Annotated in this window: 13 protein-coding genes and 1 riboswitch; of the genes, 7 read left to right on the forward strand and 6 right to left on the reverse strand. The window is 50.6% G+C overall.

The window, feature by feature from the left end:
- Positions 1-28: 28 nt before the first annotated feature.
- Both HRH59_RS13500 and HRH59_RS13505 read right to left on the reverse strand, forming a co-directional pair.
- Positions 29-838 (reverse strand): DUF4198 domain-containing protein, encoded by an 810-nt coding sequence (locus tag HRH59_RS13500; protein WP_173501803.1) that lies wholly within the window; start codon positions 836-838, stop codon positions 29-31.
- A 155-nt stretch (positions 839-993) separates the two neighbouring features.
- On the reverse strand, positions 994-3,117 hold the full coding sequence (locus HRH59_RS13505) for a S9 family peptidase (protein WP_173501804.1): 2,124 nt from the start codon (positions 3,115-3,117) through the stop codon (positions 994-996).
- A 189-nt stretch (positions 3,118-3,306) separates the two neighbouring features.
- Here HRH59_RS13505 and HRH59_RS13510 point away from each other — a divergent pair, with 189 nt between their 5' ends.
- The gene (locus tag HRH59_RS13510; RefSeq protein ID WP_173501805.1) at positions 3,307-3,489 is read left to right on the forward strand and encodes a MerR family transcriptional regulator; all 183 of its coding nucleotides are present in this window, start codon (positions 3,307-3,309) and stop codon (positions 3,487-3,489) included.
- On the opposite strand, the gene HRH59_RS13515 is transcribed toward HRH59_RS13510, so the two are convergent.
- The 4 genes from HRH59_RS13515 to HRH59_RS13530 are packed head-to-tail and all read right to left on the reverse strand — an operon-like array spanning position 3,475 to position 7,294.
- Entirely contained in the window at positions 3,475-4,350 is an 876-nt protein-coding gene (locus tag HRH59_RS13515) for a phosphotransferase (RefSeq protein WP_173501806.1), read from the reverse strand. The two genes, HRH59_RS13510 and HRH59_RS13515, sit on opposite strands and share 15 nt — an antisense overlap.
- The gene (gene pnuC / locus HRH59_RS13520; RefSeq protein WP_173501807.1) at positions 4,302-4,931 is read right to left on the reverse strand and encodes a nicotinamide riboside transporter PnuC; all 630 of its coding nucleotides are present in this window, start codon (positions 4,929-4,931) and stop codon (positions 4,302-4,304) included. The genes HRH59_RS13515 and pnuC overlap by 49 nt, the downstream gene beginning before the upstream one ends.
- Positions 4,928-5,176, reverse strand: a complete 249-nt coding sequence (locus HRH59_RS13525) for a YkoF family thiamine/hydroxymethylpyrimidine-binding protein (protein WP_173501808.1) — start codon at positions 5,174-5,176, stop codon at positions 4,928-4,930. Before HRH59_RS13525 ends, pnuC begins: the two co-directional genes overlap by 4 nt.
- 30 nt (positions 5,177-5,206) lie before the next feature.
- Positions 5,207-7,294: a TonB-dependent receptor gene (locus HRH59_RS13530; protein WP_173501809.1), complete on the reverse strand. Its 2,088-nt coding sequence runs from the start codon at positions 7,292-7,294 to the stop codon at positions 5,207-5,209.
- Positions 7,295-7,333: 39 nt separating this feature from the next.
- A riboswitch (TPP riboswitch) is annotated at positions 7,334-7,430 on the reverse strand.
- A gap of 113 nt (positions 7,431-7,543) precedes the next feature.
- On the opposite strand from HRH59_RS13530, the gene HRH59_RS13535 reads away from it, so the two are divergent.
- The 6 genes from HRH59_RS13535 to HRH59_RS13560 all read left to right on the forward strand — a co-directional run bounded on the left by HRH59_RS13535 (position 7,544) and on the right by HRH59_RS13560 (position 14,436).
- Positions 7,544-8,392: a hypothetical protein gene (locus tag HRH59_RS13535; protein ID WP_173501810.1), complete on the forward strand. Its 849-nt coding sequence runs from the start codon at positions 7,544-7,546 to the stop codon at positions 8,390-8,392.
- Between the two features lie 121 nt (positions 8,393-8,513).
- Positions 8,514-9,287 (forward strand): metalloregulator ArsR/SmtB family transcription factor, encoded by a 774-nt coding sequence (locus HRH59_RS13540; RefSeq protein ID WP_173501811.1) that lies wholly within the window; start codon positions 8,514-8,516, stop codon positions 9,285-9,287.
- 17 nt (positions 9,288-9,304) lie between these two features.
- Complete coding sequence (locus HRH59_RS13545) at positions 9,305-10,315, forward strand: ArsJ-associated glyceraldehyde-3-phosphate dehydrogenase (protein ID WP_173501812.1); 1,011 nt, start codon at positions 9,305-9,307, stop codon at positions 10,313-10,315.
- 23 nt (positions 10,316-10,338) lie between these two features.
- A complete protein-coding gene (gene arsJ / locus HRH59_RS13550; protein ID WP_218573525.1) occupies positions 10,339-11,541 on the forward strand; it encodes an organoarsenical effux MFS transporter ArsJ in 1,203 nt (400 codons plus the stop codon).
- A gap of 58 nt (positions 11,542-11,599) precedes the next feature.
- Positions 11,600-12,463: a cation diffusion facilitator family transporter gene (locus HRH59_RS13555; protein ID WP_173501814.1), complete on the forward strand. Its 864-nt coding sequence runs from the start codon at positions 11,600-11,602 to the stop codon at positions 12,461-12,463.
- 68 nt (positions 12,464-12,531) lie between these two features.
- Entirely contained in the window at positions 12,532-14,436 is a 1,905-nt protein-coding gene (locus tag HRH59_RS13560) for a putative bifunctional diguanylate cyclase/phosphodiesterase (RefSeq protein ID WP_173501815.1), read from the forward strand.
- Positions 14,437-14,551 lie beyond the last annotated feature (115 nt).

The following is a 14,551-nucleotide window of genomic DNA, read 5'->3' on the forward strand; positions in this document are numbered from 1 at the left end:
AGTAAAACTCCTGCGGTACGGGTGAGCGCTATTGGGTAACTTCCAGCACTACGCTGTAGCTGTAACTGTATTGCGGTACGTTGGCACCGGCCGGTGCGTCGGCACGGTAGCGGCTTAACAGCAAATAGGTGCCGGCTTGCTGCGGCTGAAAACTGATAATACCGGCAGCATCGGTAGTAAGCTGCTGCGTGACTTTTTCATCATTAGCGCCAGCTTCAACAAAATAGGCATTCACTGCCTGCTGCGGCAGCGGCTTGCCGTTAAACAGCACGCGCGCGCGTACTATGCTATCGGTATAAAGGTCATTCGGGTGGGTCAGAAACTCCAGTTCCAGTGCTTCTGCTGTGGGCTTAAGCGCAGAGTGATCCGGCGCACCTTTGCTGACATAGGTTTCAGCCCGGGTTACCGCCTGAAAATGCGCGACAGACTTAGCCCCGGCCGGTAAGACAAAGTTTTCATCACGGCTGTTTTTACGCTCACCGTTTTGCTCATAAGTATGAAAGGTGGCGCCATAACGCAGGCCGGTACTGAAACGGTAAGTGCCGTCATCGGTTAACTGATGCTCAGCCGTAGTACGGGTATGACTGTATTGCACTAATGTTGGAGCTACGGCAGTACCGGCGGGCGTCAGCACACTAAAGCGGCTGTTATCAAAGGCGACTTCGGGAATAAAAAAGCGGTCGGCAAAGGCCGCATCCAGGCTTACCCAACCACCACGAATGGGCTCAAAACTGGCTGGCTGCAAATACGGTACATGGGCTTGTGCCGCAAAATGGGCGGCAAAGCTGCCCCCCAGCATAGCGGCAACTAAAATGGCACGGTTAAGCGGCAACGACATAACGGCTCCTTAATGATAATAATTCCTATTAACTTTCGAGCCGCACTTTAATCTAATTGAGAATCAGTTGCAAATGATAATTGATCTTATTTAAATGCCTTAAGACAAGAAAAAACCGGGCACAGGCCCGGTTCAATTTTTACTGCAACAGCAAACTAGTCTGTGATGCCAAGCAGGTTCAGAATAAAGGCATACTCTTCGCCTGTTTGTGCCTGACGGGCAAAACGGCCGGATTTACCGCCGTGGCCGGCTTCCATCGTGGTTTTAAATAGCAAGGGGTTAGCATCAGTTTTGTGGGTACGTAACTTCGCCACCCATTTTGCCGGTTCAAAGTACTGCACCTGAGAGTCATGCAAACCGGTGGTGACCAGCATGGCCGGATAAGCCTGTTTGCTGATTTGATCATAAGGTGAATATGACAGCATATAATCATAGTAAGCTTTCTGTTTTGGATTGCCCCACTCGTCAAACTCGTTAGTGGTAAGCGGTATGCTTTCATCCAGCATGGTGGTAACCACATCAACAAAGGGTACATGCGCAACTAAGCCGCGATATTTCTCCGGCGCCATATTGGCTACCGCACCCATTAGCAAACCACCGGCGCTGCCGCCCATGCCAAAAACTTTATCTTTGGCAGCATAGTTATTGGCTACCAGATAATCCGTTACGTCGATATAGTCAGTAAAGGTATTGATTTTATTCAGCAATTTACCGTCTTCATACCAGTGCCGGCCCATTTCCTGGCCGCCGCGAATATGGGCGATGGCATAAACAAAGCCACGGTCTACCAACGACAGCACGGTATCGCGAAAACGTGGATCAGATGAACTACCATAAGAGCCATAGGCATACTGATACAACGGCGCTGTGCCATCACGTTTAAAGTCTTTTTTGTACAACAAGGATACCGGCACTTTTACACCACCACGCGCCGTGGCCCATACCCGCTCGGTAGCGTAATTATTTTTGTCAAAGCCGCCCGGCACTTCGGTTTGCTTCAGCAGTTGTTTCTCGCCACTTTGCATATTCAGCCGGTACACACTGGCCGGCGTCGTTAGCGAGGTATAGGTATAACGCAACCAATCGGTGTTTTGCTCCGGGTTAATCTCAAACCCGGTAACGTAAGCGGCTTCATCTGAAGCAATATAAACCGATTTCGCCGGCGCAGCCCACGGCATGATTTTAATACGGCGCAAACCGTCGCTACGCTCATTAATAGCAAGGTAATTGTTAAAAGCGGTAAAGCCCTGAATAAACACATCGTCACGGTGCGCAACTACCGGCTGCCACTGCGCGCGGTCGCCAATTTTATCGGCATCAACCGCCATAATGCGGTAATTAGGTGCCTGCCAGTCAGTTTGGATAATCCAGCGGCCGTTTAAATGATCAGCGCGATATTTAACGTCGCGTTCACGCGGCGCCAGGCTTTTAAATGCACTGCCCGGCTTGCTGGCATCCATCACCTGCATTTCGCCCGATACGGTGCTTTCTGTGTAAATCACCACATAGTTATCGTCGGTGGTATTGCCCACGCCCATATAAAAGCTGTTATCCGTTTCTTCATACACCAGCCTGGCTTTAGCAGGGTCTTGCCCCAGGGTGTGTTGCAATACTTGAGTGCTGAGCAAAGTTACCGGGTCATTTTTTACCAGGTACAGGGTTTTGCTGTCTTTAGCCCATGCCAGGCTGGACGATAATCCCGTTAACACGTCAGGCAAATCCTGACCCGTTCGCAGGTCACGCACTTTTAATCTGTACTGCCGGCGGCCACTGTCATCTTCCATATAGGCAATAAAGTTTTGATCCGGACTTACCTGCCAGTTAGCTACCGCATAATAACTTTTGCCTTTGGCCAGCCTGTTCACATCCAACATGATTTGCTCGGTGCCATCGGCTAAGGATTTACGGGCATAAATCGGATATTCTTTGCCGCTTTCTACGCGGCTGTAGTAGCTGTAATCACCCTTGGTATAGGGTACTGAGCTGTCGTCTTGCTTAATGCGGCCGATAATTTCTGCTGTCAGCTTATCGCTAAGCGGTTGATAAGCACTGGCATACTTATCGGCGTAGTCATTTTCGCGGTGTAAATAGTCCAGCACGGTGGGCGAAGTACGGCTGTCGTCACGCAGCCAGTAATAAGGGTCTTGCCTGTCACCATGTGGCGACGCCACAGTATAAGGTTGCTGCACCGCCAGCGGCGCAGCTATTTCAGCAGCTTGCAGCCATAAGCTGCTTAAGCAGGCGGCACCCACCAGTAAAGCGATTGAATTTTTATACATCGTTAGTTTCTCCTGATCTCAACCTCAGGAAATTAACATAATAAAAACATCCAACCTACACTCAGCCGGCAAAAAAGTGTAACCGGGTATGTTTGGCAGTAAATATTCGCCCCGCTTGCTGCCAGGCTATTCACAAATGGCTGATTTTAAGCTATTACTTCTAAGTTTATTAGAGATAAGGAAAATAACATGGCGTTAATGACTGTCGACCAGGTAGCGGAATTTCTGGGCGTGCAAACTATCAGGGTAGAACGTTTAGCCCGGGAAAACCTATTGGTACCGGCAGATAAGGATGCCAACGGCAAACCTATGTTCAGTGAAGAAGACGTAAAGCGCTATAAAACCCTGGCCGAACGTTTAGGTGGCCTGTAACGCGGCCAACTGCTGCATGTTTTGCTGCCAGTAAGCAGCTTGCGCCTGAGCGTTGGGTAAGCCCAGATACCATAGCCAGCAAAAACCGCTGTACAGCTGTTTTGCCGGCAATATTTTTTGCTGCAACACTTCGGTTAACTCTGCCACGCCGCGCTCTGCGGCATAACCGCTTATCAGCAACTGCTCTGCGGTTTCATTCAATTTAAAATGCAAACTCAGCGCCGCCAAATCCAGGCTGCTGTCAGCCTGCTGGCTGTACTCAAAATCCAGTAACCACAAACGCTGTGACGCCCACAGTAAATTGCCGGCATGCAAATCCAGATGACACAATACCTTGTCCGCCGGTTGGTTTGCTAACTGAGTTACCGCACGGTACAACGTTGCCAAATCAGCCGGTGCCGGACGTATTGCACGGGGCAGTAAAGCCAATTGCTGCTGCAAATAATCATAGGGCTCCAGCACTGCAGTTTGCACACTCAGCTGATGAAATGCCGCCAAAGTGGCCAGCAAGGCTTTGTGGCCGTGACGCTGATAATCAAACGGCTGACCGTTGCTGATATAGTCGCTTAGCATCACCTGATAATGATTATTTAAACACAGAGGTGCCGGCGCCAATCCTCTTGCTGCGGCGGCATGCTGGCAGCGCAGTTCTTGTTGACGGCATACGGCAAGATCGGCCGGATAACAGCGCAGTACATATTCGGCCTGCGCCGTTTTAACATAGTAGCTCTGGTTACTTTCGCCGTGCGATAACGGGCGAACCTGCAACGGCGGTCTGGCAACAAAAAACTCCAACCGCCGGCATAACCGCGTTACACGCTCAATCTCACTGCCGGTTGTTGCTGATAATGACTGCGCCAAATAAAGTACCCTGCAATAGCGATAACCGTATACAGCATAAACAAGCCGGTGAGGAAATACAGATGTTTTTGCGCATAAACGTAAATGGATACCGCATCTATCACTACCCAGTACAACCAGTTTGATACCAGTTTACGCGCCACCAGCCAGGTGGCCATAACACTGAATACGGTGGTTTGCGCATCCAGATAAGCAAATTCAGCATGGGTGTAGTTGGCCATTACCGCGCCCAGCGCCAGCCCGGCCACAGCAGTCGCCATGATTAGCCAGCAATGACGCTGCCACGGCCACTCATACACCGGCCCGCGGGAACCGGCACTGCCCTGCTTTAACTGTTGCCAGCGCCACCAACCATACAGGGCCATACCGGCATAATACAGCTGCAACAAGGCGTCAGATAATAACGCCGACTGCCACATCACATGGGTAAATAACACCGTGCTTAACAACGCTGCCGGCCAGCACCAAAGGCTTTGCTGCAGTGCCAAAATCACATAAGCCAGCGCCAGCAAAGTGGCCACCAGCTCGATGCTGTGCATCAGCTGCCACTGCGCTATTGCCTGGCTTATCAGCTCATTCATGGCCGCAGGTCGCCGTGGATAAACTTGCAGACAAACACTACCTTGCCGTACTGCGCAAATGACCATTTTATGCAGGCCTGCAGCGCCTGCATTACTGCATCATAATCGCCAAACAGTTGCGTGCTCATGGTGTTGGTAAGCACGGTTACGTCCGGATACTTATTAAGCTCGGCAATAAAACCTTTAATCGGCCCGATATAATCATCGGCTAACGGATACTTACTGATCTCGACAGATAATTGCATAGCACTCTCCTGAGAAACTGATGTTTAACCTTAGAACTGATAGCTGGCACTGATACCGAAACGGCGCGGCTCAGCAAACTGTTCGTACACATGCGGCTCGTAGCCGTCACGCGGGTCGTTGCCAAAGTAAAAACCGCGCACGCCGATATCTTTATCCAGCGCGTTGCGCGTCCAGGCGGCCAATTCCCAATCAGCCAATTGATAGCTGATACGGGCATTTACTAACTCATAGCGCTTCGAGCGGGCATTGTGGCCATCAGAGTAGAAAAACGCGTCTTTACCCTGCAGGCTGAGGTTAAAAGTCAGAGCGTCGCTGATATACCAGTCGGTGGCTACACTGTATTGAAAACGCGGTGCCTGCGCCTGCTCACGGCCGCTGAAGTTTTCGCCGTCCAGGGTAATATAATCACCCAGTTTGGTTTTCAGCCAACTGGCAGATAAAAACAGCGCCAGTTGCGGGTGCAACTGCAGCCGGTTTTCCATCTCGATGCCGTAGTTGCGGCCACTGCCGGCATTATCAATAAAGCCGGCAAATTGCGGGCCGCTGTTCGGGTTCAGCCAGCCTTTTACCTGCATATCGTCACGCCACATATAAAACGCCGCTACCCGCGCGGTAAGGCTTTGATCCAACGCACTGCCCTTTACACCAAACTCGGCGTTATACAGGGTTTCCGGTTTAAAGCTGGCTTTGCTGTTTAACTCCGTTAAGTCTCCACCCACAGCTTTGGCCAGCGCATCGCCGTTAACGCCGCCGGCTTTATAACCGCGCGATGCCAGCAAATACACCAGCGCCTGCGTATTAACCTGATAGTTCAGACTGAGTTTAGCGCCCCACATAGTATCGTGGTTTTTAATGGCATTACCGCTGCTGTCGCTGTAATCATCGTCGTAGCGTTCTAAGCGCAGCCCGGACACCACACTCCAGCCGCTGCTTAACGGCGTGGTAAGCTCACCATACACGGCAGCATTACTGCGGCTGAGTTCACTGACAAAGCTGTCGGCTTGCCATAAATCCCAGTTCCAAAACTGCCGGGTTAAATCAAAGCTTTTATTCGCCGCATACAGGCCAAATACCCAGTCGCTGCCAGCCAACTTGCCTTGTGGCGTAGAGATAAAGCGATAATCCAGCGTTAGCTGATCGCGGGCGCGCAAATAGCGATCGGTGGTGGCGTATTCATCCGGGTGAATACCGACATAACTCCAGTCTTCATCAAAGCCGTAGTCGCTGTCAGCGGTTAAATAACTGAGCTGCGCCAACACAGTGGCAAAGGCTAAGCCGGTGTAATCAGCTTGCAGTGCCACGGCTTTACTGCGAATTTGGTCCTGGCCCGGTTCATCAGATAAGGTGGTGCGGTTACGGTCTAACGAGAAAGCATCATAGCCGTTGTCCTGATCAACAAAATGCGTGACCAATTGCAGTGCCAGTGCGTCTGATGCCTGGTAACGCAACTTAAACCGGCCGGTAAATTCGTCGATATTATTGGTATCGTCGCGATTTAAAAAAGCATTGTCGATAAAGCCGTCAGAGTTTTGCTGCTCCAGCGCAAAGCTGTAACCCAGCTGTGAGTTAACGCTGTTGCTATACTGTGCGGCCAGCTGGCGGCTGTTGTAATTGGCCAGGGTGGCGCTGAGTTTGCCTTCCGGTGTGGCTGTAGGGCCTTTGCTGGTCAGGTTGAGCATGCCGGCCAGCGCATTGGCGCCAAAGCGGGTTGCTTCCGGGCCGCGAAATACCTCCAGTTGCGCCAAATCACTAATGCCGCTGATGCCTAAGCCGGAGTATTCAATACCATCAATTAAAATGCCCACCGACGGGTTAATAGTATCGACAAACTCGCTGCGCTCACCAATGCCGCGCATTTGAATGTAGCGGCCGCGCGAAGCACCGGCAGTAAAGTTTACATTGGCAAACTGATTAAGTAAGTCATCCAGATGCTGCGCGGAAGTACGCTTAACATCCTGCTCACTGACCACCGCAATGCTGCCGGCCAATTGCTGCACCGATTGCTGTCGCAAGTCGCCCTGCACAGTGACGCGCTCAATTGAAGCTTCTGCTTCATTGGCCTGAAGAGAAAAACTGCTGCACACAGCCAAAGTAAGTAACGAGGGTATAAAACGCATTGTTGTATGAATCTCCAAAACTTCAGAGATCACACCAGCTTGAGGAGTTAGCACCATCCCTCCGCCGGTATAATCCGGATCAGGTTCTAAGGGTTCGCCTTTCGGCATCTCAGCAATTGCACCCCTTGGTTGCGCGGCAAGTGTAAAGCCTTTTATTTGTGCATGCAATGTGCAAAAGCCGTTTCAGCACCTATAGTTGAAGCGGAATTATGTTGTATCCGCCGGCTTATACGCTGACAAGGACACATAATGAAAAGCTATATCGAACGTGTTATTGCTGAAATTCCATTGTTTTTTTCTCATTTCAGCCAGTGTTTATTCCGTCCAAGGCACTTTATCCAGCAGCAACAGGCTATTGCTGAACAGCCCGATGCCGTTAGCAAAGGTGTCGAGTTTTTAATTCTGTCGTTTCTTATTGCGTTATTTATCAGCCAGGTGTTGCCGGAGGCCACTAATCCTGTGTCACTGCCCGCCGATGACGCCGCCTTTACACAACTGACCAGCCGCGCGCTGTTTGATTTATTTCTGCTGTTTTTCGCCGCTGCCATCGCGTTTGGCTGCCTGCGCATGGTCGGTGTAGCCAGCAGTTTCTTTAGCTTTTTCCGCCTGTTTGCCTTTTTTTGCGGTATTAGCATGGTGTTGCTGGTGTTTGCCAATGCGCTGACCAATATCGGCATGATAGACCCTGTCGTTGCCAAAAGCTGGATCCAACTGGAGCAAAGCGCACAGGCGCTGAAACCTGCAATGGAACAGTTAATGTGTCACACCGATGCCGACGGTGAGCTGATAGCCGACCCCGCTTTGGGCGAGCAATTACAGCAGCAACTGACGCAGGCACAAACCCTGTATCTGCAAGCAACAGAACGGACATTGTTTTTGCTGGGAGCCGGCTTGCAAGCCGTAATCCAGCTGATTCTGGCCTGCTGGCTGTTTATTGCCTGGTTTGCCTATGGCAAACAACAACAGCTGAACAGCGGCAAAATTGTATTTTCTGCTTTGCTAAGCCTGGGGTTAATTTATTTTGCCAGCCTGCTGCTAAGCCTGATGCAAACCGGCAGCCAGATGATGGCTATTTACCGCAGCTGCCCGCCGACCTGAACAATACTGCTCTGACTACTATTACTTACCCCTCATTAGCCCGCTGTCATCAAAATGTCATTTGACATGCTTTTATTTGAATATATGATATTTCACATATTCAAACTCTAAGATATGCAAAATGCAGAAAAAATCACTGCTGTTTATTTGCACCGGTAATTCAGCCCGCTCACAATTAGCCGAAGCGTTGTTCCGCCAGATGGCGGGGGCAGAGTTTGAGGTATACAGCGCCGGCACCGCGCCGGAGCCAATAGACCCACGGGTATTTGCAGTGTTAAATGCCAGGCATATCTCAGCTGAAAACCTGCACAGTAAAGACTTGAGTAGCCTGAATCAGCGTCATTTCGACTATGCCATTACGCTCTGTGACAAAGCCCATCAAAGCTGTGTAACCCAGGTAAAGGCAGCGCAAATTTTGGCATGGGATTTTGCCGACCCCAAAGCCAAAGCCGGCACCAAAGCCTTTGACGTAGTGCTAAACGAACTGAGTGAGCGGATTAAATACTTCTTACTGTTTAGCCAAAAATACCGCGTTAAACCAGAGCAACTGAGCGATGCATTAAGCTTTTATAAAGCATTGGCAGATGATACGCGGTTAAAAACCCTGTTGCTTATTCAGCAACAGCAGGAGCTGTGTGTTTGCGAGCTGACCGCAGCGCTGGATGAAACCCAGCCGAAGATTTCCCGCCATTTGGCGCAATTGCGTAACGCCGCCATTTTACAAGACCGGCGCCATGGCCAGTGGGTGTTTTATCGCCTCGCCGATAATCTACCCGGCTGGGCATTGGAGGTACTGCGCCTTACCGCCAGCAATAACAGCGCCCTGATCGCTGCTAACCTGAATAAACTAAATGAAATGGGCGACCGGCCACAGCGCGCCGCGCTATGTAACTGAACATAAGGAATAGCCAGATGACAATTAAAGTAGGTATTAACGGCTTTGGCCGTATTGGCCGCCTGGCCCTGCGGGCGGCGTTTGACTGGCCGGAGCTGGAATTTGTGCAGATTAACGACCCGGCCGCCGATGCCGCCACTTTCGCGCATTTGTTAAACTTTGACTCGGTACACGGCATCTGGCGTCATAACGCCACGGCCGATGGCGATAACATCGTGATCAACGGTAAAACAATAACTGTAAGCAGCAATAAGGCGATTGCTGATACTGACTGGTCGCAATGTGATGTGGTCATTGAAGCGTCCGGTAAAATGAAGAGCACGGCAGTATTAAATGCCTACCTGGCGCAAGGCGTAAAACGGGTAGTGGTCAGTGCGCCGGTAAAAGAGCCGGGCGTTTTGAACGTCGTCATGGGTGTAAACCAGCAGCTGTATGACAAAGAGCTGCACCGCATTGTTACCGCCGCCAGCTGCACCACTAACTGCCTGGCGCCGGTGGTAAAAGTCATACACGAACAGCTGGGTATTAAACACGGCAGCATTACTACCATTCATGATTTAACCAATACCCAAAGTATTCTGGACACACCGCATAAAGACTTACGCCGCGCCCGCGCCTGTGGCAGCAGCCTAATTCCTACCACCACCGGCTCAGCCACCGCCATTACGGAGATTTTCCCGGAGTTAAAAGGCCGCTTAAACGGCCATGCTGTGCGGGTGCCGCTGGCCAATGCTTCGTTAACCGACTGCGTATTTGAAGTAGAACGCGCCACAACTGCTGAGGAGGTTAATGCCCTGCTAAAAGCCGCTTCTGAAGGCGAGTTAAAAGATATTCTCGGCTATGAAACCCGGCCTCTGGTATCGGTCGATTACAAAACCGACCCGCGCTCAAGCATTATTGATGCCTTATCTACCATGGTGGTTAACGGCACCCAGCTGAAAATTTATGCCTGGTATGACAATGAATGGGGCTATGCCAACCGCACGGTGGAATTAGCCAAACTGGTTGGTCTGCAGGATAAACACTAAGCGATGCACTTCGGAACATGCCTATGTTAAGCGCGCTAAGCCCACAACTGCGGCAGTATATGTTGGTAACGGCGAATTACTGGGCTTTTACCTTAACTGATGGCGCACTGCGCATGCTGGTGGTGCTGCATTTTTATAGCCTGGGTTACAGCGGCCTGGCCATTGCTATGCTGTTTTTGTTTTATGAGATCTTCGGCGTGATTACCAACCTGGTGGGCGGCTGGCTGGGTGCCCGTATCGGCCTGAACAAAACCATGAATATCGGCCTGTTGCTGCAAATACTGGCATTGGCCATGTTGCTGCTGCCGGCAGAGTATTTAATTGTGCCCTGGGTAATGGCGGCGCAGGCGCTATCTGGTATTGCTAAAGACCTCAACAAAATGAGCGCCAAAAGCAGTATTAAAATGCTGGTGGCAGATGATGCGCAAAGCAGCTTATTTAAATGGGTTGCCATGCTTACCGGCTCGAAAAATGCACTGAAAGGCATTGGCTTTTTCCTCGGGGGTTTATTGCTTAGCCTGTACGGTTTTAGCATGGCTATATTGTTGCTGTTACTGATGTTAACAGCGGTATGGCTGTTTAGCCTGTGGCGTTTAAAGGCGGATTTAGGTAAGAGTAAAACCAAGCCAAAGTTTACTGAATTATTGTCAAAAAGCCGCGCCATTAACGCGCTATCGGCAGCACGCATGCTGTTGTTTGGCGCCCGCGATGTCTGGTTTGTGATTGCGCTGCCACTAGCCCTGGCCAGCCAGTTTGGCTGGAGCCACTGGGCAGTGGGTAGCTTTTTGGCGCTGTGGGTTATTGGCTATGGCGCGGTACAAAGCGCAGCGCCCATGCTTACCGGCAAAACCCGCCTGCCTGATGGTCGCACGTTGACATTATGGGCACTGTTATTGTGTGCGATACCAGCCGCTATTGCGGTAGCACTGCAGCAACAGTGGCAGGCCGAAACCGCCCTACCCGGCGGCCTGCTGCTGTTTGGTGCCGTGTTTGCCATTAACTCCTCCTTACACAGCTATATGATTGTCAGTTACGCTAAAAGCGATGGTGTGTCGCTGGATGTCGGCTTTTATTATATGGCCAATGCCATGGGCCGCTTAATTGGCACGGTGCTATCCGGCTGGGTATACCAACAGGCGGGATTAGCTGCCTGCTTATGGATCTCGAGTGCCATGCTGGTGGCCACAGTACTGGTGTCCACCTTGCTGCCTAAACACCAGGCATGACTTTAGCCAACGCCTGCTCTACACTGCATTAAGCCACTGATACTGTTTGGAATACCTCATGTTAAACCTGCGCCCGCGTCAATTGCTGCTGTTGTCGTTGCTGGCTGCCTTTATCACGATGGCACTGAAAACCCTGGCCTGGTATTTAACCGGCTCGGTCGGTTTTCTATCTGACGCCATAGAATCACTGGTTAATGTTGCCGGGGCCGGCTTTGCACTGGTAATGGTCAGTATTGCCCGCCGCCCCGCTGATAACAGTCACCCTTATGGCCACAGCAAGGCCGAGTATTTATCTGCGGCTTTTGAAGGCGGCATGATTTTTCTCGCCGCTATAGCCATTGTGATTACTGCAGCAGAGCGCCTGATTAACCCGCAAGCTATCGCCACTCTTGGCGTTGGCACCGCCCTGACAGTAGTGGCCAGCTTAATTAATCTGGGTATTGCGCTGTTGCTGCTGCATGGTGGCAAACAGCATAATTCACCGGCGCTGGAAGGCGACGGCAAACATCTGATGACCGATGTCTGGACCACAGCCGGCGTAGTTACAGGCGTAATGCTGGCGGTAGTCAGCGGCCTGCACTGGCTGGATCCGCTGGTAGCAATAGCCGTAGCGCTGCATATTTTGCACGAAGGCGGTGGTATTTTATACCGTGCGGTGAACGGTTTAATGGATAAAGCTCTGCCGGAGCCCCGTATCCGGCAGATTGAGCAAGCCCTGGCGCAGTTTGCCAGTGGTAAAGTGCAGTTTATCAACTTACGTACCCGTGCAGCCGCCACCTTACAATTTGCCCAGGTAGATATGCAGGTGCCGCCGCACTGGACAGTGCAGCAAGCGCATCAATTAGCCGATGATGCCGAATTGGCAATACAGCAACTGGGGGTAGAGCTGGTGGTGCATATTGAGCCAAAAACCACTGATTAACTGGTGTTTTTGTTATTCAGCGCTACAGTTAATCAGACCCAGCTAAATTAATATGGCGCCAGCGCAGTATGCCGGAACAGTTCTTTGCCACTAACAATACTGACGATTTCCGACAGCAAATCAGCCATTTCCGCATCCGCCGTTTACTGCAAATTACCGGTTTTACCTTATTTGGCTTAATTCTCGCTATGGCAGTCGCCGGCGGCACCACTAAACTCCTGATCCTGGCCGGCTGCGTTTCGCTGTTGGTTGCCGGTAGTTTTGCGTTAAAACAACAAGCGCTGATTTCTGCTTATATTCTGCTTTGGTCAATGGCATTGATGCTGTCTGCACTGGCTTATGTCTCCGGCGGGCTGCGCGACCTGGCTTTGCTGGGTTTTCCGGGTTTGCTGGTGTACGCCGCCATTTTGGGCAGTGTCGGGCTGTTTTACTCATTATTGAGCTTTGTGATGCTGTTTTGCACCTTGCTTACCGCACTGACTCTTAACGGCTACCTGCAACCACAGATCCCGGCGCTGGGCTGGCAACATCTGTTGTTTGTTGCCGTTATTATGGCGGTAACCGGCTTTAGCGTGTACTTAATGGTGCGTGATATGCGCCTGCTTATGCTGTCTTTGCAACGGGAAAATGAAAAAGTACGCCACAGCCGCAAGGAAATAGAGCGACTGGCGCATCATGACCCCTTAACCACCTTACCCAACCGTATTTCCGGCGAGCAGTTATATAATCAATTACTGCAACATTGCCGGCAACATCAGCTGCAATTGGCGGTGTTATTTCTCGATCTGGATAACTTTAAGCCGGTAAATGATTCCTTAGGTCATTCAGCCGGCGATATTCTGCTACGTCAGTTAGCGCAGCGGCTCCAACAGGTTTTAAGCAAAGAGCAAAAAGTTATCCGTTTCGGCGGCGATGAATTTCTGTTTCTGGTGCCTTCCGATGCCGACAAGCAGCAACTCAGCCAATTGGCGACGCAACTTATCGCGGAAGTCACCAAACCGTTTACGATTATGCAAACAGATGTCAGCGTATCCGGCTCTATCGGCATTGCCATCGCGCCGGGTGACGGCAACGAGTTTAATGTATTGTGCCGCAAAGCCGATTTAGCCATGTATAAAGCCAAAGAAGATGGCCGCAATACTTTTCGCTTTTACGACGACAAGCTGGATCAGGACAATGTCGACAAGTTTAATTTATTACAACGGCTGCGCCTGGCGATTAAAGAGCAAGGCTTTGAGCTGCATTACCAGCCGAAAATAAACTTACGCAGTGGCCATATTACCTCGGTAGAGGCACTGCTGCGCTGGCCGCAACAGGACGGCAGCATGATAAGCCCGGCAGAATTTATTCCGCTGGCCGAGCACAGCGGCCTGATCACTGAGCTGGGCAACTGGGTCATTAATGAGGCTTGCCGCGCCGGCGCGCGCTTAAGAGCACAAGGTTTTACTAAGCTGCGCATGGCGGTAAACCTGTCGTACGTGCAATTTAAAAACACTAGGCTGGAGCAAGTGGTACAGCAAGCGCTGCGCGATGCCGCCCTGCCTGCCTCCGCGCTGGAGTTAGAGCTGACAGAGTCGTTATTGATCGGTGACACCGATGTTATTCAGCAACAGTTAAATGCCTTAAGCCAGCTGGGCGTCACCTTTGCTATTGATGATTTTGGTACCGGTTATTCCAACCTGAGTTATTTACGCAGTTTTAATGCCACCACTTTAAAAATAGACCGCTCTTTTATTGCTTCATTGTGTGTATCAGAGCGTGACGAACCGCTGGTGCATGCCATTATTAATATGGCCGCCAGCTTAGGCCTGAAAACCGTCGCTGAAGGTATCGAAGATGCCGCCACCCTGCAGCGCTTAAAAGCACTGGGCTGCGATGAAGGTCAGGGGTTTTATTGGTCTGCTGCCATAGCTGAGACAGCATTGATAACACTGATTAACCAACACAACAACACACCAAACAATAAAAACTAAAATCACAAATAAAAAACAATAAATAAACATAGAAACAAAATAAATAAATACGCTTTTTTGTTTATAAATCATTTTAAAAATATATCAGTATTTTCTTGTTAAACCGGCTGAATAA

Origin of the sequence: Rheinheimera lutimaris (genome assembly GCF_013283795.1) — a bacterium.
Taxonomy (GTDB): domain Bacteria; phylum Pseudomonadota; class Gammaproteobacteria; order Enterobacterales; family Alteromonadaceae; genus Alishewanella; species Alishewanella lutimaris.